18 protein-coding genes and 1 tRNA gene are annotated in these 22,800 nt (G+C 61.4%); 3 read left to right on the top strand and 16 right to left on the bottom strand.

The features are described 5' to 3' along the window. Positions 1–33: 33 nt before the first annotated feature. The 7 genes from AB4Z24_RS12790 to AB4Z24_RS12760 form a co-directional block, all read right to left on the bottom strand. The gene (locus AB4Z24_RS12790) at positions 34–2,883 is read right to left on the bottom strand and encodes a phosphoenolpyruvate carboxylase (protein WP_441708643.1); all 2,850 of its coding nucleotides are present in this window, start codon (positions 2,881–2,883) and stop codon (positions 34–36) included. Between the two features lie 109 nt (positions 2,884–2,992). Continuing rightward, positions 2,993–3,892, bottom strand: coding sequence for a succinate--CoA ligase subunit alpha (gene sucD, locus AB4Z24_RS12785; RefSeq protein WP_290994369.1), 900 nt, complete (start codon positions 3,890–3,892; stop codon positions 2,993–2,995). Between the two features lie 17 nt (positions 3,893–3,909). Then, entirely contained in the window at positions 3,910–5,076 is a 1,167-nt protein-coding gene (locus AB4Z24_RS12780) for a malate--CoA ligase subunit beta (RefSeq protein WP_441708641.1), read from the bottom strand. A 36-nt stretch (positions 5,077–5,112) separates the two neighbouring features. Then, positions 5,113–6,069, bottom strand: coding sequence for an HpcH/HpaI aldolase/citrate lyase family protein (locus tag AB4Z24_RS12775; protein WP_441708639.1), 957 nt, complete (start codon positions 6,067–6,069; stop codon positions 5,113–5,115). 106 nt (positions 6,070–6,175) lie between these two features. Then, positions 6,176–7,393, bottom strand: a complete 1,218-nt coding sequence (locus AB4Z24_RS12770) for an aminotransferase class V-fold PLP-dependent enzyme (protein WP_441708637.1) — start codon at positions 7,391–7,393, stop codon at positions 6,176–6,178. 234 nt (positions 7,394–7,627) lie between these two features. Then, positions 7,628–8,251: a response regulator transcription factor gene (locus tag AB4Z24_RS12765; RefSeq protein ID WP_441708635.1), complete on the bottom strand. Its 624-nt coding sequence runs from the start codon at positions 8,249–8,251 to the stop codon at positions 7,628–7,630. A 205-nt stretch (positions 8,252–8,456) separates the two neighbouring features. After that, positions 8,457–8,533, bottom strand: a tRNA-Arg gene (locus AB4Z24_RS12760). A 557-nt stretch (positions 8,534–9,090) separates the two neighbouring features. Here AB4Z24_RS12760 and AB4Z24_RS12755 point away from each other — a divergent pair. Together AB4Z24_RS12755 and AB4Z24_RS12750 are read left to right on the top strand one after the other, a co-directional pair. Then, positions 9,091–9,792 carry an outer membrane protein gene (locus AB4Z24_RS12755; protein ID WP_441708633.1) on the top strand — a complete coding sequence of 234 codons (702 nt, stop codon included), beginning with the start codon at positions 9,091–9,093 and terminating at the stop codon, positions 9,790–9,792. A 220-nt stretch (positions 9,793–10,012) separates the two neighbouring features. Next, positions 10,013–10,789 (top strand): thermonuclease family protein, encoded by a 777-nt coding sequence (locus AB4Z24_RS12750; protein ID WP_441708631.1) that lies wholly within the window; start codon positions 10,013–10,015, stop codon positions 10,787–10,789. Positions 10,790–10,877: 88 nt separating this feature from the next. Here the strand turns inward: AB4Z24_RS12750 and AB4Z24_RS12745 are convergent, their stop codons facing one another. From AB4Z24_RS12745 to AB4Z24_RS12725, 5 genes are all read right to left on the bottom strand, one after another. Next, positions 10,878–11,900, bottom strand: coding sequence for a CarD family transcriptional regulator (locus AB4Z24_RS12745; protein ID WP_441708629.1), 1,023 nt, complete (start codon positions 11,898–11,900; stop codon positions 10,878–10,880). A 471-nt stretch (positions 11,901–12,371) separates the two neighbouring features. Further along, positions 12,372–12,710 (bottom strand): ferredoxin FdxA, encoded by a 339-nt coding sequence (gene fdxA, locus AB4Z24_RS12740; RefSeq protein ID WP_441708627.1) that lies wholly within the window; start codon positions 12,708–12,710, stop codon positions 12,372–12,374. 133 nt (positions 12,711–12,843) lie between these two features. Next, complete coding sequence (locus AB4Z24_RS12735; RefSeq protein WP_441708625.1) at positions 12,844–13,266, bottom strand: RNA-binding S4 domain-containing protein; 423 nt, start codon at positions 13,264–13,266, stop codon at positions 12,844–12,846. Between the two features lie 4 nt (positions 13,267–13,270). After that, positions 13,271–16,429: a helicase-related protein gene (locus tag AB4Z24_RS12730; protein ID WP_441708623.1), complete on the bottom strand. Its 3,159-nt coding sequence runs from the start codon at positions 16,427–16,429 to the stop codon at positions 13,271–13,273. Between the two features lie 116 nt (positions 16,430–16,545). Further along, positions 16,546–17,403: a DUF3108 domain-containing protein gene (locus tag AB4Z24_RS12725; protein ID WP_441708621.1), complete on the bottom strand. Its 858-nt coding sequence runs from the start codon at positions 17,401–17,403 to the stop codon at positions 16,546–16,548. A gap of 221 nt (positions 17,404–17,624) precedes the next feature. On the opposite strand from AB4Z24_RS12725, the gene rpmB reads away from it, so the two are divergent. Beyond that, positions 17,625–17,918, top strand: coding sequence for a 50S ribosomal protein L28 (gene rpmB, locus AB4Z24_RS12720; protein ID WP_441708618.1), 294 nt, complete (start codon positions 17,625–17,627; stop codon positions 17,916–17,918). A 41-nt stretch (positions 17,919–17,959) separates the two neighbouring features. Here rpmB and AB4Z24_RS12715 read toward each other — a convergent pair whose 3' ends face one another. The 4 genes from AB4Z24_RS12715 to AB4Z24_RS12700 form a co-directional block, all read right to left on the bottom strand. After that, positions 17,960–19,024: an esterase-like activity of phytase family protein gene (locus AB4Z24_RS12715; RefSeq protein WP_441708811.1), complete on the bottom strand. Its 1,065-nt coding sequence runs from the start codon at positions 19,022–19,024 to the stop codon at positions 17,960–17,962. A 14-nt stretch (positions 19,025–19,038) separates the two neighbouring features. Next, complete coding sequence (cobT, locus tag AB4Z24_RS12710; protein ID WP_441708616.1) at positions 19,039–20,931, bottom strand: cobaltochelatase subunit CobT; 1,893 nt, start codon at positions 20,929–20,931, stop codon at positions 19,039–19,041. 33 nt (positions 20,932–20,964) lie between these two features. After that, positions 20,965–21,966, bottom strand: a complete 1,002-nt coding sequence (gene cobS, locus AB4Z24_RS12705; RefSeq protein WP_441708615.1) for a cobaltochelatase subunit CobS — start codon at positions 21,964–21,966, stop codon at positions 20,965–20,967. A 95-nt stretch (positions 21,967–22,061) separates the two neighbouring features. Further along, positions 22,062–22,679, bottom strand: a complete 618-nt coding sequence (locus tag AB4Z24_RS12700) for a J domain-containing protein (protein WP_441708613.1) — start codon at positions 22,677–22,679, stop codon at positions 22,062–22,064. Positions 22,680–22,800: the final 121 nt, after the last annotated feature.

The following is a 22,800-nucleotide window of genomic DNA, read 5'->3' as shown; positions in this document are numbered from 1 at the left end:
CGCTCGGCCGCGGCGAGGCGAACGGCTGAAGGATCAGCCGAACGCGCCGAAGTGATGCGAGATGCCGGTGCCGATCTCGCGCACGAACTCATAGGAAATTTCCATCGGCGTCAGAATCTCGGTTTCGAGACGCGCATAGTCGTCGATGCCGCGCGGGCGATAGCTGGCGGACTCGTCGAAGGTCTTGCCAGCGAGATTTTTCGCGTCATGCGGGAAGGCTCGGCGCAAAATGCTCAAGACCTCGGGGATCTCGAGGCTCAGAGCCATTTCCAGAACCTGCGTGTGGGACAGGCCGTCCTGCGGCGCAAATCGCGGCAGCTGAGCCGCGAGGATGAAGATGCGCATGATCAACGCAAGCCTGATGGCCTGCATCAGATCGAGCTCAAGCCGGTTTTCGTCCGGCACGAGGCCATCCTCGATATTCTGATCGGCCAGGATCGCATGCAAATCGATTGCGTCGAGGCGAAGGAGATGCACGAGCTCGGAGATGTCGCCGTGCCGGTCGTCCGGCAGCAGGTGCGTCGCGAGCGTGCGGAAGGCGCTGCTCAATGCTTCCTCGCGGCCCCAAGAGGCGCGCGCGGCCCAAAGCCCCGCGTTGAAGACCTGCGAATTCGCATCCATCGCATTGAGGCTCGAGATCGTCTTGCCGTGGCCGATCATCGCCAGCAGCGATTGCAGCCGCTTCGACGATTTCACGAGCTTGTTGAAGCGCTCGCGATCGTCGCCGACTGCGGTGCCAAGACCCGCCACGACGTTCGCGATATAGCCGAACTGCTGCAGGATCGCGTTGTTCGGGATGGCGCGCATGCGCGCGGGGTTGCCGCGATCTGATGCGTGATCACCTTGGCGCTTCACGGGCCGCGAGCCGGTTTTGAACAGCAAGTTGGGGCCGAACGCGCCAAGCACGGCGCGATAGCCATCGTGCGCGAAAAGCTTCTGCTGGAAGGCGCGAAGGCGAAGGAAGAAGTCGAGGCTGAAATTCTGCTCCGAGTAGAACGGATCGGTCTCAGCTGGCGGAATGTCGCCGTCCATCACGATCGTCGCCAGCGCCCGGGTCGTCAGCCCGCGGTTGCCGAAGAACATGTAGCCGTCGCCGCCCTGGAAACTCGTCTCGTGCTTGACGGGAATGTTCGCGGCACCGAAGCGGCGGCGCGCCTCGTTGGTCATGACGTAGTGGAGCCGGCGGTAGAGGTTGCCCGGATGCGCGCCGCGTCCCATGGACTCGCCGTGCGTCGAGAAGACGAGCGTCTCGACGTTGTCGAGTTTCGCATTGCCCACCAGGGAAGCGAGGCCGTGGTAATAGCGCTCGACGGCGAGCGTTGCCGGAACCTGCCCAATGAAGCGGCCCGCGTCTGAGAAGCCCGTCTGGATGCTGAGACGCTTCCGCCCCTGCACGTACTCGCGATAGGCCTCCTCTTCGACCAAGCGCTGCATGATGCGCGCGCCGTTCTCGAGGCCCGACGGCGTTTCGAACAGCGGCGAGATATCGGTGATATCTTGGACGCCAAAGAGCTTCGCAAAGAAGACTGCGATCAGAACTGTCGCCGGCGACTCGCACTCGGCGATGAGGAAGCGGATCGGCGTTTCCTTATCGACATGCTTCTTGATCTGCGCGGTGAGCGCGAACTGGCGGATCGCAGTTGCGGTCTCGAGATCGAGCGTCGCGAAGTTCACCGTTTCCGGCGTGCAGCTCTTGATCATCTCGACGATGCGGGCCAGCGATTGGCTTTCCGTCAGGTCGCGAGTCCACGGCTCGTGCACGTAAGCGCGAAACGCATTGTGAAGCTGCAGGGCGTTGATGCGCAGATGAATGTGCGACATGCCGAGGCCGGTCGCATCTACGAGGCCGGCGAGAGCGGCCGTCGCGCGCTTCATCTGCGGCGCTTCCACGGCGTCGATCAGATTGTCGAACAACGTTTGAAGCGGCTCGACCGTCAGCAGGTTGTAGCCGTCTGTCTTGGTGATGACGTTGGCGGCCTGTGCGAGACCTTCGGTGTCGTTCGTGAAACTCTCGAGCGCCTTGATCTGCTCATCGACGGCGGCAATCCCGAGGTCGAGCTTGCCGACGATCTGGCGGGCGATGCGCTGAGCGGCATCTCCGCCTTCGAGCTTATGCTTCAACACGACGAAGCGTTCCCGAACGTCGGCCAGAGCGGCGCGCTTTTCACGGAGACGAACTTCGAAGGAGAACGACCAGGCGATATCGGTGCGGCCGTCGAGATCGTAACCGACCCAGGACGCGAACGTCGTCAGCTTCGGCCGCAGCTTGAAAGCCGCTTCGCCGAACTTCTGCGACGCCACGCTGAAGAAGCCGTGCAGCAGCTCTTCGTAAGCGTTGCGCAGATTGCGGATCGCGTCCTGCGCGCACTTGTGCTCGTGCTTCAACGTCAACGTCTGTTCGGGCCGATGCGGCAAGCCGATCGTCACGTCAGCCGCCGGATCGGAGATCGCGATCTCGACCATCCGGCGATAAAGCGCATCGGAAAGACCGAAGGTCGGATGCGCCGTCAGAACGATGCCGGTGCGGGCGCGAGACCACCGCTCGGCGAAGGCTTCGATCGAGTTACCGGTTTCGTTTGCCGTCCTCTCGACGTAGGCCGTGAAATCCTTGAGCGTCGTCGCCTGATCGACATAGCCGATCTTTTCGCGGAGCCTCCGGGCCCGGCGAACGCAGGCGCGGTCCATCAGCCGTCCCGCTAGACCCCGGACCTCGTCAAATGACACGGCGCCGGATTCCAGCCGGCGCGACAGATCAAAGCCGACATTCAGAATCGGGTTGAGCGAAGGGTTGTCGGGAATCTGCTTTCTGAGACGCTTCAGCTCGTTGATCAGCTCGGTTTCGTCGAGTTTGGTCGAGCCAACAGCTGGCGTCGTATCCTGCATAACCAAGGCTCCACGTCCCTATGCGTGAGGGACAGAATTCGGAAGTCGATGACATAGAGTACCGGAGAGGGAGGCCGGAGGCAAAACTTCGCTCCGGCCTCGACCGATCTCAGGCAACTTTTCTTTTCTGGCCGAGGACCTGGGCGACCGTCGCGCCCATCTCCGAAGGCGTCGGCGCGATGGTCACGCCGCAACCCTTGAGGATCTCGACCTTCTCGGCAGCCGATTCACCGAACGCCGAGACGATGGCACCGGCGTGGCCCATACGGCGGCCCTTCGGTGCGGAAAGACCAGCGATGTAAGCGATCACCGGCTTTTTCATGTGCTCCTGGGCGAAGACGCCGGCTTCGGCTTCCTGCGGCCCGCCGATTTCGCCGATCATCAGAACGGCATCGGTGTCCGGATCGTTCTCGAAGGCTTCGAGCACGTCGCGGTGCGAAGAGCCGTTGATCGGGTCGCCGCCGATGCCGACCGAGGTCGAGACGCCGATGCCGAGGGCCATCAACTGCGAGGCGGCCTCATAGCCGAGCGTGCCCGAGCGGCCGACAATTCCGACGCGACCCGGAAGGTAGATGTGTCCCGGCATAATGCCGAGCATCGCTTTGCCGGGCGAAATCGTTCCGGCGCAGTTCGGTCCGGTCAGGACCATGCGGCTTTCCTTCTTGTAGCGCCGCATGTAGCGCTTCACGCGGATCATGTCCTGCGCGGGAATGCCATCGGTGATGCAGACGCAGTACCTGATGCCGGCGTCAGCAGCTTCCATGATGGCGTCGGCCGCGAATGGCGGCGGCACGAACACGATCGAGGCTTCCGCGCCGGTTTCGTCGACCGCGCCTTTGACGGTGTTGAAGACCGGACGGCCGAGGTGGGACGTGCCACCCTTGCCGGGGGTCACGCCGCCGACGACGTTCGAACCGTAGTCGATCATTTCTTGAGCGTGAAACGTGCCGATGCGTCCGGTGAAGCCCTGGATCAGGATCGGCGTCTTTTCATTGATGAAGATTGCCATTGGTGCGTTTCTCCCGATTAGGCCGCTTTTTTCGCTGCTTCGACGGCTTTTTTCGCCGCTTCTGCCAGGGTTTCGGCACTTATCACAGTAAGACCGCTGGTATCGATGATCTTGCGGCCTTCTTCGACGTTCGTGCCGGCGAGGCGAACGACGATCGGCATCGTTATCTGAAGTTCCTTGACGGCATCGACCACGCCCTTCGCAACCCAATCGCAACGATTGATGCCCGCGAAGACGTTGACGAGGATGGCACGCACGTTCTTGTCGCGAAGCACGGCCTTGAAGGACTTCGTCACACGCTCCGGAGAAGCGCCGCCGCCGATGTCGAGGAAGTTCGCCGGCTCGCCGCCAGCGAGCTTGATCATATCGAGTGTCGCCATCGCGAGGCCCGCACCGTTGACGATGCAGCCGATGTCGCCATCAAGACCGACGTAGGACAGACCGCGATCCGACGCGTAGGTCTCGCGCGGGTCTTCCTGGCTCTTGTCGCGTAGCTCGGCAATGTGCGGACGGCGGAAGAGCGCGTTCTCGTCGAACGACATCTTGGCGTCGAGCGCGAGGACCTGCTTCTCCTTGGTGATAACGAGCGGATTGATCTCCACCATCATCGCGTCGAGATCGCGGAACGCGCGGTAGCATCCCATGATCGCGGGCACGATCTTGTTGACGATGTCGGGATCGACGCCCAAGCCGAACGCGAGTTCGCGCGCCTGGAACTGCTGCATGCCGACAGCCGGGTCGACGGTCACGCGAATGATGGTGTCGGGCTGGGTCGCCGAGATTTCCTCGATGTCCATGCCGCCGGCAGCGGACGCGACAACGACGATGCGCTCGGAGCCACGATCCATCACGAAGCCGAGATAAATTTCGCGGTCGATGTTCGTCGCTTCCTCGATGTAGAGGCGCGAGACGAGTTTGCCGGCCGGCCCCGTCTGATGCGTGACGAGTTTACGGCCGAGCATGAACTCGGCCGCTTCTTCGATTTCCCGCTCGTTGCGGCAGAGCTTGACGCCGCCGGCTTTGCCGCGGGCGCCAGAGTGGATCTGGGCCTTTACGACAACGGCGCCGCCGAGTTCGCTCGCACGATAGGTTGCCTGCTCAGGGCTATAGGCGAGGCCGCCGCGCGGGATCGGCACGCCAAACTTCGAAAGAAGTTCCTTCGCCTGGTATTCGTGAATGTCCATCTTGGACTCCTTGGAATTCTGACGTTTCCGGGCTTTTTATTTGCTGCGTGCCGCTTCGGCTGCCTTGATGGCGGCTGCCGTGACGAGCAGGTTACGCGCCATTTTCTCGGACGCGGCGTCGATCATCTTGCCGTCCAGCGATGCAGCGCCCTTGCCCTGAGCTTCCGCTTCCTTCAGAGCGACGAGAATGCGCTCGGCGCGTTCGACTTCCTTTGCGGTCGGCGAGTAGACTTCGTTGGCGAGTTCGATCTGCGAAGGATGGATCGCCCATTTGCCTTCCATGCCGAGGGCTGCGCCGCGGCGGGCGGCGGCCTTGTAGCCTTCCGGATCATCGATGCCGCCGAACGGACCGTCGATCGGACGCAAGCCGAAAGCGCGGCAAGCGACAGTCATACGCGACAGCGGGAAGTGCCACTGGTCGCCCGGATAGTCGGGGTTGAGGCCGCCGATGACGACGGTGCGGGCTTTGTTGAAGGCCGAGTAGTCGGCGACGCCGAAGTGCATCGACTCGAGGCGGCTGTTGGCGGATGCGATGGCTTCGACGTTGGCCATGCCGAGCGGCGTTTCGATCAGGGCTTCGGTGCCGATCTGGTGCGGAAGGCCCTTCGCGACTTCGATCTGGCTGACGATGGTTTCGACCGCGTAGACGTCGGCCGGAACGCCGACTTTCGGAATGAGGATGGTGTCGAGCTTCGAGCCGGCCTGCTCGACGATGTCAACGACGTCGCGATACATGTAGTGCGTGTCGAGGCCGTTGATGCGGACGCTCACGCTCTTGCCGGCGCCCTTCCAATCGAGATCGTTCAGCGCCTGGATGATGTTCTTACGCGCCTGCTCCTTTTCCGGCGGGGCAACGGCGTCTTCGCAATCAAGAAACACGTAGTCGGCGGCGCTCTTCAGCGCGCGATCGATCATGGTCGGATTGGAGCCCGGAACCGCGAGATACGAGCGCTGCAGTCTCTGCTTGCGGGTCGGGTAAAGCGTAAAGCTCATTGGGGCGTGCCTTCCTAGGATTTGGTTCGCGTTTTGTTATTCGGGGATGGGGGTAGTCTCGTCGGACGAAACAGCCCGGCCTCTTGTGAGGCCGGGCGTTATGATCTTAGGCAGCTTTCGCTTGCTTCGGCGTCGGGGCGGTTGCCGACTTCGTTGCGGTCTTGCTGAAGTATTCCGCAGCTGCGCCGGTGCCGGAGCCGAGCTTGATGTTGATGCCCGTATCCTTCAGCGCCATCTCGACGGCGAACAGAACGCCACCGATCATGAACTCATCGAGCGCACCGAGGTGGCCGATGCGGAAGACCTTGCCCGCGACCTTGTTGAGGCCGGTTCCGAGCGACGTGTTGTAGCGATAATAGGCGGTCTTCAGCACGTTATTGGCGTCAAAGCCTTCCGGCACGAGGATGGCCGACACCGTATCGGAATGCCACTTCGGCTCCTTGGCGCAGAGCTTGAGGCCCCACGCGTCGACGGCATGACGAACGCCGGTTGCGAGGCGATGGTGGCGAGCGATGACGTTATCGAGACCTTCCGCGAAGATCAGATCGAGCGAAGCGCGCAAGCCGCGGATCAGCTGGGTCGCGGGTGTGTAGGGGAAGTAACCAAGATCGTTGGTCTTGATCATGTCTTCCCAGGAGAAGAAGCAGCGGTTCATGCGGCCGTTGACGCTCTTGTTGACGTCGAGCGCCTTCTGGCTGACGGCGAGAATGCCGAGGCCGGTCGGAAGCATGAAGCCCTTCTGCGAACCCGAGACGCACGCATCGACGCCCCATTCGCCCATGCGCATGTCGAGCGAGCCGACGGAGGAGACGCCGTCGACGAAAAGCAGCGCGGGATGCTTGGCGGCGTCGAGTGCCTTTCTGACGCCTGCGATATCGGAGGAGACGCCGGTCGCCGTTTCGTTGTGGGTCGCGAAGACGGCCTTGATCTCGTGGTTCTTATCCTTCGCGAGAATGTCCGCGTACTTCTCGAGCGGCACGCCCGTGCCCCACTCTTCGTCGCAAAGCTCGACCTTGAGGCCAAGACGCTCCGCCATGTCGACCCACAGAAGCGAGAACTGGCCGAAGCGGCTCATCAGAACCTTGTCGCCGGGAGCAAGCGTATTTTCGATCGCCGATTCCCAGGCGCCGGTGCCGGACGAGGGGAAAATGAAAACGCGGCCATCCTTCATTTTGAAAACCTTCTTGAGGTCTTCAAACACCGGCAGGGTAAATTTCGGGAATTCCGGCGAACGCATATCCTCCATCGGAACGTTCATTGCCATGCGAACGGCATCGGGAACGTTGGTTGGGCCGGGAATGAAAAGATGGGGCGTAACTGTCATTGAAGCGTTCCTCCGCGCTGCGTTGTGCCAAGCCGACGGCCCCCGACGCGGCAGGGGAGACGTTCCGGCATACTTTTGCTGATCCTTCGCCCGATCGCAGATGCGGGCGTAAGTCTTAACTAGCAGGGGGACAGTGATGGTGTGAACGAAAAACTATCAACACCCGGATGGGCAGCCGCTGCTACCCACCTCATTAGCTGCGGTGCAGCACTTTGCTGCAGGTTTCGCGCCCACTTAGTGTTGCTCATTACGGTTAACCGAAACGTGCAGTGCAACAGCCATCGCGCGATTCGATACGCCGAGTTTGTCGTACAAATTTTTCAGATGATATTTCACTGTATTACGCGAGATGCCCGTTCGCGCCGCGATCTGCAGGTTGGTCCAGCCATTCGCGAGCGCAGCAAGCAACTCACGCTCGCGCGCCGTCAGGCCTTCCAGCGGATCGTGATTGAGGAGATCGATATCGACGTAGGGCAGCGACAAGCGGCCACGCGCGACCGAAACAACCGCTTCCAGCAAGACCTGCGGATCCTCCGTCTTCGAAACGAAGCCCCACGCACCGCCCTTTATCGACGTACGTAGAACGTCGTGCGAACGCTCACCGGTGTAGATGATGATCCGCGTCTGCCATTTTTCCTGTTTAACGCGGGCGAGCACGGCGCCACCCGTCATGTCCGGCAGCGTCCAGCCGATAACCGCGATCTCAACCGGCCTTGCTTTCAGCGCGTTGATCAGCGCTTCGCCGGTGGCGTGAATCCCGCAGACGGTGAAGCGCCCGTCGCGTGCGATCAGCGCTTCCAGACCTGCACGTACGACCGGATTTTGATCGGCGATCGTGACCTCGATCTTGGCGGTCATTCGTGTTCCGGTCTCCTCAAGGGAATAACGAGCGCATTTGCCCATCATACCTGCGCGCGGAAGGTGTCCTTCCCGTGAGATACCTACCGAACTTGGCCATGTCAGCCAAGCGCGCAATTGCGCTGAAAAAATCGGGGATAACCGCCTCGTCGGGACGCCGAAAAACCATCGATCGTCTCAAGAGATTTGCCGCCGCGCACGGGCGTGGCGACCCCGGCAGGATTTGAACCTGCGACCTACGGTTTAGGAAACCGTTGCTCTATCCAGCTGAGCTACGGGGCCGGTTCAAGCCTTCCAGCTTTGGTTCACCGGTCGCACCGCGTCCGCAATGCGCCGGAAAGCTATGCGGTGCGCCTCGCTCCAGGTCAAGCGCGGGGTCTCATGACGATTTTACGGCAGGCGGATCCTGTGCACGGCAGGGGATCGAGGCGGTTTTTGGCGCCTTCCGCAAGGGCCCAGCTTGCCAGGCCACAAATGCAGATCCGTTTCGTGCCTTGGCGAACGGGGGCGGCTGAAAGGCGAATGCGGAATCTGCGATGAGCGCCGCTCGCGGCTACATTGTTGTTGCTCGCGCCTCCACTGCTACCCCAGAACCCGCCGCGAGCAAGAGCATGCTGGCCACGGTGAAGGCTCTTCGGCCACGCTCGCAACGAAGATGTGAAATGCTCAAAATGCCTCCTTTTCAAAATACTTAACCTAGCCGAGAGTATGGTTCTGCTGCGGAAAACTCCGCTGGCTGGTGGGGTTAGACGCGCTGTGCGCCAGGCTGTGTTTCACCGGGCAATTTGACCCCGCTTTGCGGCGTTGCTCGGCGGCTGAGACGTGAGGGGAATGCTCTGATGAGAATGATTTTGTCTGCGTTGGCCATGGCGCCGTTATTGTCACTGCCAGGCGTTGCAATGGCGCAGAGCCTTCCGGACGAAGTGAGGCCCATCGGCAATCTGAGCAGCCCCTATAACCTCATCGTGCCGAACTATGTCGAAAAGCCGCTCCCGTCGTCCTGGGAAGGCTACTACTGGAAACCGACGCTCGGCTATAACACCCTGTCATTCAGCACCAATGGCGGCCGGCTGAGGGACGCTGACGGCATCACGCTCGGAGCCTCGGGCGGATACGATTTCCGCTACAATGGCTTCATTTTCGGACCTACCGCCGATTTGAGCTATGATTTTCTGTATGGCAACAGCTCCAGCATAGACGGTATCTCCGGATACAAAGGCCACGTCGATTTCGACGGCTCTGTCGGTGGCAGGTTGGGGTATTTGTTGTGGGATCGCACCCTGATCTACGCGACCGGCGGCTACGCCTTCGCCAATTTGGAAGTCAGGAATGGTTCTCTCGGCGCCAGCGATTCCAATTTGCTGTCCGGATGGACTGCCGGCGGCGGCATTGAGTATCTTTGGAGCGACAATAACAGCCTGCGCTTCGAATATCGGCGCGTCGAGTTCTCCGGCGCGAGCTTCGATTCATTGCCGGCCGGCCACGACGAGGTGGAAGCCTCGATGGATAAGTTCAGCTTCGGCTTCGTCCACCGCTTCTGAGCGCTCGAAAGCGCGATCAAAATTGAAGTTGTCCGCCAACTCGGTCGTCGTTCTTGGCGCGCGGCCCCGCTTATGATTTCTATTCCGCATGGCGAGGCGATGGGCGGCATATGTGTTCGGCGCGGTGGGGCTGCTTGTTCCGCCTTGCCTTATGGCACAACCCTCTGCGTCTCCTACACCGTGCACCCTAGAGCCCGGGCCCGTTCGGACGGTCACCCGGGTGGTCGATGGCGAAACAATCATTCTCGACGATGGCAAGGCCGTTCGCCTCATCGGCGCACTGGCGCCCCGAGCGCGTGACGCCAATGCCGCGGCGGGTGCGTGGCCTCCGGAGCTCGACACCATCAAGGCGCTATCGGATCTCGTGCTTGCGAAGAAGATCAGGCTCGCCTTTGCCGGCCGGCGCACCGATCGCTACGGGCGCACGCTGGCGCACGTTTTTCAGGCCGATCGCGGGCAGCAGGACTGGGTGCAGGGTACCCTGGTCGCGAATGGCTACGCGCGCGCCTATGGGCTTCCCGAAAGCTTTGCATGCGCGCGCGAGCTTCTTGCTCACGAGGCGGAGGCGAGAGGCAAGCGTGTGGGGCTATGGAGCAACGGCGTCTATCGCACGTTCCCGGCGGACCATGCGAGCGAGCTGATGAAGCTGCGCGGCAAGTACGTGCGGGTGACGGGCAAGATCGTTTCCGTCGGCCGCACGAAGAGCGCGACGTACCTCAACTTCAGCAACGACTGGCAGTCGGATTTCACGGTGCGCATCGACAAGAAGGTTCTTGCCGCAAACGTCGCGTTCGATCGTTCGCTCGAGGGGCTCACTGGCAAGACCGTCGTGTTGCGTGGGTGGATCGAGCGGCGGAACGGTCCGATGATCGATATCGCCGATCCGTCTCAGATCGACATGCCGGAAGCGCCGGATGCACCTGCGAATGTCAGCGAGCGAAATCCGATCAACCCGAATCCGATTCAACCGGTACGGCTACCGGCCGATCCGATCTGAATCTTGAAGCCCTGAAAAGATTTGCGCCCGGCTCCGCCGGAAGGTGCGGAACCGGGCGCTGTAATTTTCATAGCGTCAGCGATGCGCCTCAGGCGGCTTCGCCAACCGACTCGCCGTCCGCCAACCGGCGGCCCTTGGCGCTCTTCGCGAGGATCTCGGTGATCCTCTGAACTGCGCCGCGCTCATCGAGCTTCTCGACGGCCGCCAGCTCGCGCGCCATGCGGTCGAGCGCATCCTCATAGAGCTGCCGTTCAGAATACGACTGCTCGGGCTGAGCTTCGGAGCGATAGAGGTCACGGACAACTTCGGCGATGGCAATCAAATCACCGGAGTTGATCTTGGCGACGTATTCCTGCGCCCTGCGGCTCCACATCGTGCGCTTGATGCGCGCGCGGCCCTTCAGCGTTTCCATGGCCTTTTTGACGAGGCCTTCGTCAGCGAGCTTGCGCATTCCGACGCTTGCGAGCTTGCCGGTCGGCACGCGCAACGTCAGCTTCTCCTTGTCGAACGTAATGACAAAGAGCTCGAGCGACATGCCGGCGATTTCCTGCTCCTCGATGCCGACGATACGGCCGACGCCGTGAGCGGGATAAACGACGAATTCGTTGGCCTTGAAGCCATGACGCTGACTGACCGGCTTCTTCTGCACGGCGAGAATCTGGCGGGCAGCGGCAGCCTTCTCGGCAATCGCCTTCGGCGAGACCGGCTGCTGAGCGGGCGCGACCGGGGCCGTGAGCTTCTGGCTCGCCGCCTTGTGTGCGTTTGCCGGAACGGCGACAGTGCGCTGCGGCGCGGGTGCGGCCTTGGCAGCGAGATGGGCAGTTGCAGGCGACGCGACGAGCGGTTTTTTCAAAGCGGGGGCAGCCTCGATCTTAGCCGCCGGCTTAACCGGAGCAGCTGTTACAGGAACGGATTTCTTCGCTGCTACCGGCTTGGCAACAGGCGGATGAGCCACTTTCGCCTTGACAGGAGCTTCTGCCTTCGGCTTGGCGGGATGCTTGGCTGCGGCGACCTTGCTCGCGCTCGCGCTGGTCTTCAGGGGAATGGGTTTGCGCGCGACAGTCTTTGCTGCGGACTTGGGGGCGACCGGAGCTTTTTTCTTCTGAGCCATATCGATCTCTCACTCTCGCATACTAGGCCTTGCCGGACGGGTCGGCTTGGCCGTCAGTCTCCGCCCTGTGGGGTCGGAGCATCAGTGCTGGGCGGATACATGTTGCATCCGAACAACACGCGCGCATTGATCCGAGCCTCCTTTGTCGGGAGACTGTTCCCCTGCGCGCTCATTTGTGGCCTAGCTTTGCAAATCCTGTCCGACTCTGAAGTGGCCCAGCGACGCCCCATAACGCCTTATAGAAAGCTGCCCATCAGAGTGAGGCAGCCCCTTTTTGTTCGCGGCCGTTCCGGATTTGTGCAGACTCAACGCCATCACAACTGACACTAACACAGTTCTGGCGGTAAATGAAGGGTGGCGTTCTGAGACAATCTGGTCGAGATTAAGACGTTCTTTAAAATTCCCCGCAAAACCAATATCTTATATCGGATTTGCTCTTTTCGACTTCAAGCTGCCCTTGAAAAGCAAATTTTAATCTCCGGTTCCCGGATTTGGGGAAAAATATTTCTCAAACTTATTGGTCTCGTCTTTCGCGGTTTCGGCTTCCGGAAGCGCTGGTTTCTTGGCCGTGATGTTCGGCCAGGTTTCTGAATACTGGCGGTTGAGCTCCATCCACTTTTCAAGGTTCGGCTCGGTGTCCGGCTTGATGGCGTCAACCGGGCATTCCGGTTCGCAAACGCCGCAATCAATGCACTCGTCAGGATGGATGACGAGCATATTCTCGCCCTCATAGAAGCAGTCTACCGGACAGACCTCGACGCAATCGGTGTATTTGCATTTGATGCATTTTTCATTGACGACGTAGGTCATTCGGAATCCTGGTTCATCGAATATGATCGAGCGATCTTGCGGTCGAGCTGTTTTCCCGACGCGTCGGCTCGATCTAGCGGCGCTCTTATTAGCATAGGCGTTGCGGCTGCCTAGGTGGACCGGGCGTCACAGTTCAAATGCGGCCTCGAAGTTTGTCCAGCTGGCGGCGTTGCTGCTTTGTCGGCCTTCCGCTCCCTTCGAGGCGAAGAGCTTGCTGGACCTCCGCCCCTTCCGCCGACCCAGCCGCCTCGTCCGGACCGGCGATGGCGTTGGTCTTCGGCGCCGCAAGATCACGATAGAGCTTCGCGGCTTCGGAGGCGGGTCCGCGCCGCGAGCCGATACCGAGAACCTCGATGCTCAGAACGCGCGGGCCGAGGGACAGCGTCAGCACATCGCCGGGTCGCACAATCGTGCTCGTCTTATAGATCTTTTCGCGATTGATGCGGACTTTTCCGCGCTCAATCAGCGCTTGCGCCAAGGTTCGCGATTTCGCGATACGGGCAAACCACATCCATTGATCAATGCGCTGAACGGAGCCTGCAGCCGCGTCCGGCATGAGATCAGGTGGAGCCCGAGCCTTCGCTCCGCTTCTCCATCTGCGCTTTGAGTGCAGCAAGAGCAGCGAACGGCGACGATGCGTCAGCGCCCGATGATTTCGGCGGCGCCGCGGTGATCATTTGCGGCGAACGGCGTTCCTCGCGGCGGCCATTGCGATTGTCGTCACGGCGCGGACGGTTTCCTTCCTCTTTCCTTGAACCTTGATCGGGACGGCGATCGCCGCCGCCTTTGCGGCCTTCAAAGCGCGGGCGATCGCCGCGATGCTCGTGCCGTTCGGGGCGATGGCGCCGATGCTCCGATCGATCGGTAGCCTCGGGTGCCTCGGCGGCAGGTGCGCCGGCGGTCGCCGCTGCGGGTGAATCGGCTGGCACCGCTGCCGCGGCGGGCCGGTTCGAGTGTGAACGCTGATGACGGTTGTGGCCACCATCGCGGCGCGGTCCGTCCCTGCGCTCAGGACGCTGGTGACGGCGTGGGCGCCAGATTTCTTCAAATTGTTCGGCTTCCGGTGCGGGGGCTGCTGCCGTGGCAGAGGCGGCAGCTTCAGTGGTTTCGGCTGTTGCCTCGGCCGGCTGCGGAACAGCTTCAAGATCGATGGCCGGCTGATCAGTCGCCTCCGCGACGGCGGCGTGGCCTTCCGCAGGCGCTGCCTCTGTGTTCGGCACGGCTTCGGCGGACGTTGTTGCCGCCGCTTCAGAAACCTGAGCGGGGGACGGGGCGGCAGGGGTCGGACGTCTCTCGAGGCGGAAGCCCAGCGCCTTCAGGACTTCGCTCAGCTCCTCAACCGAACAGCCGAGGATCGACATCATGTCGTCGGTTGCCTTGAAGCCGCCATCGCCGGTCGAGCCTTTCGGCGGCGTATCGGTCTTTCCGGGCGCGGAACGCCAAGCGAGCAACGGCCTGATCAAATCGGCGAGCCGTTCGAGGATATCGAGGCGAATGGCACGCGGGCCGCAAACATGGAAACCGTGCGCACGATAGAGTGCTTCCGGCGTTTCCGGATCGACGGCGACGCTTGTGAGGCCGGGGCGCGGAAGTTGCGGCGTCCCGTTAGGCACCGGGTTCTTCAACAGCCACAGCGTCGCCGCGAGATCGGCGGGCGCGGGCTTCAGCATGAGGGGGAAGAAGATGTTGAAGGCGCCGAAACGCAGTCCGAATTTCCGCAGCTCTGCTCGGGCCGCCTGATCGAGCGCGTTGATCTCGTTCGCGACCACCTCGCGCTTCAGGGCGCCGAGGCCTTCCTTGAGCTGGAAGGCGATGCCGCGCGCCAATCCCTGCAGCTCCGTGCTGCGCGACATCTCGACGAGCGGTTTCAGCTTTTCGGCGATCGTGTCGTCGAGCCACGTTTTGAGGCGGGCCAGCACCTTCTCGCGGTCGGCTTCGCTCATCGCATCGTCGGCGAGCAAGGCCACACCCGGCTGCAACGGATCGTCCGCACGCTCGAGCTTTGCAAGCTCGTCGTCGCGCCAGACGATGCTGCCGGTGCGCGTCAGCTTGAACGCTTCGTTCTGAGCCGCAGCCACCCGGCGCGCACGCATGCCGAGCTCGCGCGTCACGACCTGCATGGCCGCCTGCCGCGTCGCCTTTTCGTGGATGCCGTCGCCTGCCGCGTCGAGCGTGAAACGGAAGCCCTTGAGGCGTCCTACGAAGTGGTTTTCGACAGTGATCGCGCCATCGTCAGCGATGTCGGCTGTCAGTTCATCTTTGTCTCGCATGCCCTTCATCAACGCACTGGTTCGGCGATCTACAAATCTTTGGGTCAGACATTCGTGCAGAGCGTCCGACAGGCTATCTTCGATTGCCCGCGTCCGTTCCTGCCAGTGTCCAGGGTCGCTCAGCCAATCCGGACGATTGGCGACGAATGTCCACGTCCGGATGTGAGCGATGCGGTTTGCAAGGGTGTCGATATCGCCATCGGTGCGATCCGCCAACGACACCTGCTTGGAGAACCAATCTTCCGGAATGCGATGGGTGCCGCTCGTCAGATGCCGGTAGAGATTGCCGACGAGCTCGGCGTGACTCTGCCCGGAGATTTTGCGGTAATCCGGGAGCTGACAGACATCCCACAGCAACTCCACGCGCTCGCGGTTGGACGCGATATCGGCGATCTCGCGATCGGCCGTCAAAGCTTCGAGCGCGGCAACGTCGTCGGCCGTGCGCGCGCGTGTCAGACGTTGCTCACGCGGCAGCTCGCGCAGCGACGCGTGCAGCGCGTCGAGCGAGGAGAAATTGAGCGCGCGGCTTCGCCATTGCAGCGTCCTGACGCTGTCGAAGCTATGCGTTTCGAGCCGCTCGACCATATCGGCATCGAGCGCATCGGCGCCGCCCGTCACGCCGAACGTGCCGTCATTCATGTGACGGCCGGCGCGGCCCGCGATCTGGCCGATCTCAGCCGGCGTCAAATTGCGATGGTTATAGCCATCGAATTTGCGAAGCGCCGAAAACGCAACGTGATCGACATCGAGGTTCAGGCCCATGCCGATGGCGTCGGTCGCGATCAGAAATTCGACGTCGCCCGATTGATAGAGCGCGACCTGCGCGTTGCGCGTTCGCGGCGACAGCGCGCCCAACACGACGGCGGCGCCACCGCGCTGACGACGGATCAATTCGGCAAGCGCATAGACCTCTTGCGCCGAAAAAGCGACGATCGCCGTGCGCGAGGGAAGACGCGTGATCTTCTTCTCGCCGCTGTACGTCAGCTTCGAAAGCCTCGGGCGTGAAATGAAGTTGGCGCCTGGAATGAGATCGCTGATCGCCTCGCGCATCGTCTGGGCGCCGAGGAGCAGCGTTTCGGAACGGCCGCGCGCGTGCAACAAGCGGTCGGTGAAGACGTGGCCGCGCTCAGGATCGCCGCACAGCTGAATTTCGTCGATCGCCAGGAAGTCGACATCGATATCGCGCGGCATCGCCTCGACGGTCGAGACCCAATAGCGGGCCCGTTCCGGCTTGATCTTTTCCTCGCCGGTAATGAGCGCGACCTTGTCCGCTCCCACGCGCTGCTTGATCTTGTCGTACACTTCGCGCGCGAGGAGGCGCAGCGGAAGGCCAATCATGCCGCTTTCGTGGCCGAGCATGCGCTCGATTGCGAGGTGGGTCTTGCCCGTATTCGTTGGTCCGAGCACCGCGGTCACATTTCGGATGCGGGCCTCGAGATCACTTGCCATGTCGTACTTGACTCCGATCGAGCCCTGGCATTGCAGAGGAGGGGCAAGATATCAAGGGTTATTCAGCCCCTCGGGGATGGGTATCGGGTCGCGCAAGGATTTGGGGCCCCTGCGCATTATTGCTTCAGCGCAATCTGCTGGTTGTTCGCGGCCGTGATGTTAATCGTATCAACGGTCATAACGGCCGGGCCGATGGTCGAAGGGACCGTCACCCGGTAAGGAACATAGATGCCGGCCGTCGGAACGGCACGCAGTGCAATTTCGATGTGATCGTAGTCGACCCAAGGGTTCACGAAATCTTTGGGCTTATGGCCCGCGATCGGGACATATTTCACGCGGCAGACCACGAGTTCGGCCGGTTGGCCCGAGGGGCGCTTCTCTTTGAGCGGCTCGCGGCCTTTATACGAGAATTGCAGATCATAGCGGGCTTTACCGTCAAAAACGGGAATTGTGCGGTTACACGCGTCGGCAGGATTTGCGCTCGAGATCGCAAGCGTCGCGCCCATCGGATCAAAGACGTTTTGCAGATTTTCAGGCTTCAGCTTGACCGCCTCGGGAGACGGGGCCTTGTTGGGATTGAGCGCCACCGAGGCGACGCGGGGGCCGTTGAAGCTCACCTTCACGGTCGAGACTTTCGACTTGGTCTTCATGCTCATTTCGAAGCTTGCCGGTCGAAGACCGCTCGTCTCGACCGAGCCGCTGCCGGAGAAATTCCCGGCCCACTTGAAGGCGCCGAAAAGCGCTGAAATTTCAGTGTTCCCCTTCGCCGTGTAGGATTTACCGTCGTAGGTGGACGTGAAATGGTATTTTCCGACGTTGAAGCCGTTGAACGATAGCCGATAGACTGCGGCAACCTCGCTCGGGAAGGTAACGGCGGAGGCCTCGGCGGCGCGGACCGGCGAAACGGCTGCCGCAGCCAGCATCAGGCAGCAGCTCACGGCCGGTCCTTTGACCCCAGAACGCGAAATCGCCATGTCAATTCCCTGCTTCCCCATGGGAGGCCATCTGGTAGGGCGGATTTGCGACGATTGTTGGACTTTGACCGACCCGCAAAGCGCGCCTTGACGCCAGTCCTTCCTGTCCATTATACAGCACCCGAAACCCCGCAGGCTCGGCTTGCGGGGCACAATTTTTTGCTGCAATAGCAGAGTTTCGATCAACCGCGCTCTCAAAAGCTGCGGCACAGGAGATAGTTATGACCAGGCGCTGCGAGCTGACGGGGACGTTGCCCCTCTCAGGCCAACTTCGGAGCCACGCCGAAAACAAGACGAAGCGCAAGTTTCGTCCGAATTTGTGCCAGGTAACGCTGCTCAGCGACGTTCTTGGACGGAAGGTTCGTTTGCGCGTCTCGGCACGGGCTCTGAAGTCCGTCGAGCACCGTGGCGGCCTCGATGCGTTCCTTTTGAAGGCGGACAACGACGAACTGTCGGCGGCCTGCCTCAAGCTGAAGCGCGAGATTCAGAAGGCACAGGCGACCAAGGCCGCTTAATTCAGCGGTACTTCTGCAAACGAATATAAGCCCGGCGCCGATCAATCCGGCGGCCGGGCTTTCGCTTGCTCGCTGTCCTTCAGTACGAATTGCAATAGCAACGTGCGCTGAAGCAGGTGGTTGAAGTTGTCGTCCGAGATCATCGTGATCAGGGTTTCTCCGGTCTTGAGTCGTGTGACGGCAAGTCCTTCCATGTTGTCGATCTGATCGTTGAGATCGGCCTCGATCAGAGTTTCGCCCTCGGACGTGTGATCGGGCGCCAGGTCGTCCGGCGAAATGCGCCTCAGCCGCATTTTTACGCCTTCCGTCCAGCGGAAGCGGCGCTCCAAGACGAACAGCGTGCCGTCATCGAGGCTCGAAATATCGGTGATGTCGTAGTCGCCGATGTTTTTCAGATGGATGGTTCGCGGACCCTTGGCCGTCCATAGCCAGCCGGTGTGATTGCGGTGCGGATCGTAGAGCCGTTCCGAAAACGCGATCGGATTCCCCTTATAGGGTCCGCCCTTCAGCACCGTCAGCGCTTCGAGGCCGAGATTCGAGCCCATCTTCTTGGCCTCGGGCGGAAGCTTCAGGCTTCCACGGCTCGGCGAAAAACCCGCGGGCGTCATGTCGTAGCGTTCGATGCGATGGCGCCCTTCGAAACCGATCATAACCGAGCCGCGCTCTAAGGTTCCGCTCGTGAGGGCGATCGATTCTGAATCCCGGTCGCGGCCGCGCTTGATCGGATGTCCGCTGGGATCCAGAAGCGGACCGAGGCGGGCGTTTGCTATTCCGGCAAGATGCACGCCGTCATAGACGAGCTTTCCCGTCATCCATTCGCCGACATCGGAAATGGAGACGAACGATTTCGCGTCGTCGTCGAGAAGAAGTGCGGACCAGCCGCCGAAGTGGGGCGAGGGCGAAGTCAATTCGAGACCGCCCCGAAACGTCACCTTGGGCAGCGGCTGCTCCGCTGCGAAGCGCTTGAAAGACGTGATGCGCTTGCTTGCAACTGCGATCGGGCCGGCTTTGAGCTTAGAGAGATCAGGCTTGCTATCGGCGGCTGCGGTTCCGGTGGCGAGCGCAAGAAGCGCCACCGCAAGGCCGATCAGTCGATAATCGATCACGGCCAAGCTGACCCTCAATGGGCGCGTGCGTATCGTCGGCGCACCGCGAGCGGCTCACCGGCGTCAGGTTTTTCCTCAAACAGCTCGACGAGCTTTTCGGTCATTGCGCCGGCAAGCTCGGAAGCATCGGTAATGGTCACGGCGCGCTGGTAGTAGCGCGTCACGTCGTGGCCGATGCCGATGGCGATAAGCTCGACCGGCGAATGCGTTTCGATCTCGTGAATGACCTGGCGGAGATGCTGCTCGAGATAGCTCCCGGAGTTCACCGAAAGCGTTGAATCGTCGACCGGCGCGCCGTCGGAAATCATCATCAGGATGCGGCGTTGTTCGGGACGATTGACGATGCGGGAATGGGCCCAAGCCAGCGCTTCGCCGTCGATGTTTTCTTTGAGAAGGCCTTCGCGCATCATCAGGGCCAGCGCGTTCTTCGAGCGCCGCCACGGCGCATCCGCCGTCTTGTAGATGATATGCCGGAGATCGTTGAGACGTCCGGGTGAGGAAGGCTTGCCTGCCGCCAGCCACTCTTCGCGCGACTGACCGCCTTTCCAGGCTTTGGTCGTGAAGCCCAAGATTTCGACTTTTACTCCGCACCGTTCGAGGGTGCGCGCAAGGATATCGGCACAGCATGCCGCGACCATGATCGGCCGTCCGCGCATCGATCCCGAATTGTCGAGCAGCAACGTCACGACGGTGTCGCGGAAATCGGTGTCGCGCTCGCGCTTGAACGAGAGCGCGCCGGTCGGATCGGTGATGATGCGCGTCAAACGCGCGGCATCGAGCTGGCCTTCCTCGAGATCGAAATCCCAGCCGCGGTTCTGTTGCGCCAAGAGACGGCGCTGCAGCTTGTTGGCAAGCTTCGCAACCGCGGCCGAAAGCGTCTTCAATTCCTTGTCGAGAAAAGCGCGGAGCCGTTCGAGCTCATCCGGCGTCGAGAGCTGCTCGGCGCCGACCTCTTCATCATAGGCGCGCGTGAAAACCTTGTAACCGAAGGCTTCCGGGTTATCGAGGACGGTCATGTTGGGACGCCACGGCGCCGGCGTCTCTTCGTCGTTCAGATCGCTGTCGTCGAGGTCTTGCGGCTCGGTCTGACCCGCTTCCATCGTTTCATCGGATTCCGAGAGATCGCCTTCGGAGAGCTGCTCCTCGCTCTCCTGGTCCTGACCCTCAGAGGCATCCTCGGTCTTGTCTTGCGAATCCTCAGCCCCGCCCTCGGCGGCACCTTCTTCGCTTTCCTGCTCTTCGTCCTCGGATTGCGGCTGATCGTTCTGATCCGTCATTTCGAGGATCTTCAGGAGATCGCGGATCTGACGGCCGAACTGTTCCTGATTTTCCGAAAGGCTCTCAAGCCGGCTCAGCAGCTTACCGCCGCGCGATTCAATCACGGGACGCCAGACATCGACGAGACCTTTCGTCGAGGACGGCGGCGCCTGCCCGGTGACGCGTTCGCGGATCAGAAGCGCAAGTGCATCTTCGAGCGGCGCCTCGGCGCGCGTCGAGACGCTGCGAAAACGGCCGTGGCTGTATTGGTCTTCGAGGCGGGCGGTGAGATTCGACGCCATGCCAGGCATCCGCGCCGATCCCAAGCCTTCGATGCGGGCGCGCTCGGCCGCTTCGAAGACGGCGCGGGCGGGACCGGCGGATGGCGCGATGCGGCGATGCAGCTTGACGTCGTGGCAGCCGATGCGCAGCGCCAGGCTATCGGCCCAGCCACGCGTCAGCGCGATGTCCTTCGCCGACGGCGCGCGCGGCAGATCGGGAATGTGCACGGCCTTGCCGGCGACATCACCTTTGCCCGGTCCGAAATCGACTTCGATCTCGCTGTCGCCGGCGATAGCGCGAACGGCGGGACCGAGAACACGCTTCAGCGGTTCAGATGGGGCTTCGCGGCGTTTGGTAGGCGGGGTCATGAACGGCCCAGTTTAGCGGCCTTGATCAGCCGATCAGCTCAATGCGACGTTTGCCGTGCTTTCAGGAAGCTCTTCGCCGAAGCAGCGCTGATAGAATTCAGCGACCAGCGGCTTTTCGAGATCATCGCACTTGTTGAGGAACGTGACGCGGAAGGCGAAGCCAATGTCGCCGAAGATCTCGGCGTTTTCGGCCCACGTGATCACGGTGCGCGGGCTCATCACGGTCGACAGGTCGCCGTTGATGAAGGCCGATCGCGTCAGATCCGCGACGCGGACCATGTGCGAGATCTGCTTCCTCTTGGCTTCCGTCTTGGCGAACGACTTGACCTTCGAGAGCACGATTTTCGCTTCGTCGTCGTGCGGAAGATAGTTCAGCGTCGCGACGATCGACCAACGGTCCATCTGGCCCTGGTTGATCTGCTGCGTGCCGTGATAGAGGCCCGACGTATCGCCAAGACCGATCGTGTTGGTCGTCGCGAACAGGCGGAACGCGGGATTCGGCCGAATGACCTTCGACTGATCGAGAAGCGTCAGCTTGCCCGAGACCTCGAGCACGCGCTGAATGACAAACATGACGTCGGGGCGGCCGGCATCGTATTCGTCGAACACGAGCGCGATGTTGCTCTGCAGGGCCCACGGAAGAATGCCCTCGCGGAACTCGGTTACCTGCTTGCCGTCTCTCAGCACGATCGCGTCCTTGCCGACGAGATCGATGCGCGAGACGTGGCTATCGAGGTTGACGCGAACGCACGGCCAATTCAGGCGCGCGGCGACCTGCTCGATGTGGGTCGACTTGCCCGTGCCGTGATAGCCTTGGATCATCACGCGGCGGTTGTGCTTGAAGCCTGCGAGGATGGCGAGGGTCACATCCCGGTTGAACAGATAATCGGGATCGACATCCGGCACATGCTCGTCGGCCTTCGAGTAGGCAGGAACTTCAAGATCACTATCGATATTGAAGACCTGGCGGACAGACAGCTTCATGTCCGGAAGGTTGGCGGCCGCCGCGCCGGTCGCGCTAGATGACGTGCGCATTTCCATGGGGTTCCCGATCAATTCGCCCAGCCGCCGCAAATACCTTAAACTGGTGCAACTCCCTTCGGGCGCACTCGGTTCAAAGGCTTGGAGGATTAGGCCAGGCCAGATTGCTTCAAGTAGTTATAGGCTTGCAGAATTTCGCGCAACTTTTCCTCGGAACGGCTGTCGCCGCCATTGGCATCGGGATGGTGTATTTTCACCAATTCCTTAAAGCGCGTCTTGATATCTTGAGGCGTCGCCTCGTCGCTCAGGTCCAGAACACGGAGCGACTTCTGTTCCAGCGGCTTCAACTGGCGGCGGAACGTCGATGTTTGCGTCCGGGAGGAACGGGCCTTGCGCGGCGCCCGAGCCGTCGCTTGGACGCGGGCAGCGGCCTCAGCCGTCCGTCCCTCGTCGCGCGTGCCGTGCGCCCAGGCGTTGGCGCCCGTCTTCCAGGTCGGACGATGACCCGTCAGCGCGTCCTTGCGGAAATTGCTGACCTCGGTATCGCTCATGCCCTCGAAATAGTTGTACTCTTGATTGTACTGACGGACGTGGTCCATGCAGAAGTGGAAAAATTCGCCATCACGCCCACGGCCCTTTGGTGCCTTGTGGGCGCCGGGCTTATCGCAGCCCTTCCACTGGCAAAGAGGCGCGCGCGTTTCCTTCGTGGCGCTCTGGCGCTTTGAAGAGACGCGGATGCTGTCGAAGTATTTCGAGTCCAGTTTCATTGTTGAATTATGAGGGTTGGCGCGGCACGAAACAAGGCGGCAAGAAAACTCTTGATTTCCATTGAGACTGTGCGGTCAATCTCTTAATAGCCCCTTTCGAGGCGCATCGCAGTCATACCGT

The organism is Hyphomicrobium sp. 2TAF46 (genome assembly GCF_052114865.1).
Classification (GTDB): Bacteria; Pseudomonadota; Alphaproteobacteria; order Rhizobiales; family Hyphomicrobiaceae; genus Hyphomicrobium_B.
The sequence above is the reverse complement of the archived record's forward strand: the minus strand, read 5'-3'. Positions and strand labels throughout refer to the sequence as shown.

What these genes read in the sequence shown, in the direction of transcription:
- cobT (WP_441708616.1), bottom strand. Translation starts at nt 20,931, where the DNA reads ATGACCCCGCCTACCAAACGCCGCGAAGCCCCATCTGAACCGCTGAAG.
- sucD (WP_290994369.1), bottom strand. Translation starts at nt 3,892, where the DNA reads ATGGCAATCTTCATCAATGAAAAGACGCCGATCCTGATCCAGGGCTTC.
- AB4Z24_RS12765 (WP_441708635.1), bottom strand. Translation starts at nt 8,251, where the DNA reads ATGACCGCCAAGATCGAGGTCACGATCGCCGATCAAAATCCGGTCGTA.
- AB4Z24_RS12700 (WP_441708613.1), bottom strand. Translation starts at nt 22,679, where the DNA reads ATGAAACTGGACTCGAAATACTTCGACAGCATCCGCGTCTCTTCAAAG.
- fdxA (WP_441708627.1), bottom strand. Translation starts at nt 12,710, where the DNA reads ATGACCTACGTCGTCAATGAAAAATGCATCAAATGCAAATACACCGAT.
- AB4Z24_RS12790 (WP_441708643.1), bottom strand. Translation starts at nt 2,883, where the DNA reads ATGCAGGATACGACGCCAGCTGTTGGCTCGACCAAACTCGACGAAACC.
- AB4Z24_RS12780 (WP_441708641.1), bottom strand. Translation starts at nt 5,076, where the DNA reads ATGGACATTCACGAATACCAGGCGAAGGAACTTCTTTCGAAGTTTGGC.
- AB4Z24_RS12775 (WP_441708639.1), bottom strand. Translation starts at nt 6,069, where the DNA reads ATGAGCTTTACGCTTTACCCGACCCGCAAGCAGAGACTGCAGCGCTCG.
- AB4Z24_RS12770 (WP_441708637.1), bottom strand. Translation starts at nt 7,393, where the DNA reads ATGACAGTTACGCCCCATCTTTTCATTCCCGGCCCAACCAACGTTCCC.
- AB4Z24_RS12755 (WP_441708633.1), top strand. Translation starts at nt 9,091, where the DNA reads ATGAGAATGATTTTGTCTGCGTTGGCCATGGCGCCGTTATTGTCACTG.
- rpmB (WP_441708618.1), top strand. Translation starts at nt 17,625, where the DNA reads ATGACCAGGCGCTGCGAGCTGACGGGGACGTTGCCCCTCTCAGGCCAA.
- cobS (WP_441708615.1), bottom strand. Translation starts at nt 21,966, where the DNA reads ATGCGCACGTCATCTAGCGCGACCGGCGCGGCGGCCGCCAACCTTCCG.
- AB4Z24_RS12745 (WP_441708629.1), bottom strand. Translation starts at nt 11,900, where the DNA reads ATGGCTCAGAAGAAAAAAGCTCCGGTCGCCCCCAAGTCCGCAGCAAAG.
- AB4Z24_RS12730 (WP_441708623.1), bottom strand. Translation starts at nt 16,429, where the DNA reads ATGGCAAGTGATCTCGAGGCCCGCATCCGAAATGTGACCGCGGTGCTC.
- AB4Z24_RS12735 (WP_441708625.1), bottom strand. Translation starts at nt 13,266, where the DNA reads ATGCCGGACGCGGCTGCAGGCTCCGTTCAGCGCATTGATCAATGGATG.
- AB4Z24_RS12725 (WP_441708621.1), bottom strand. Translation starts at nt 17,403, where the DNA reads ATGGCGATTTCGCGTTCTGGGGTCAAAGGACCGGCCGTGAGCTGCTGC.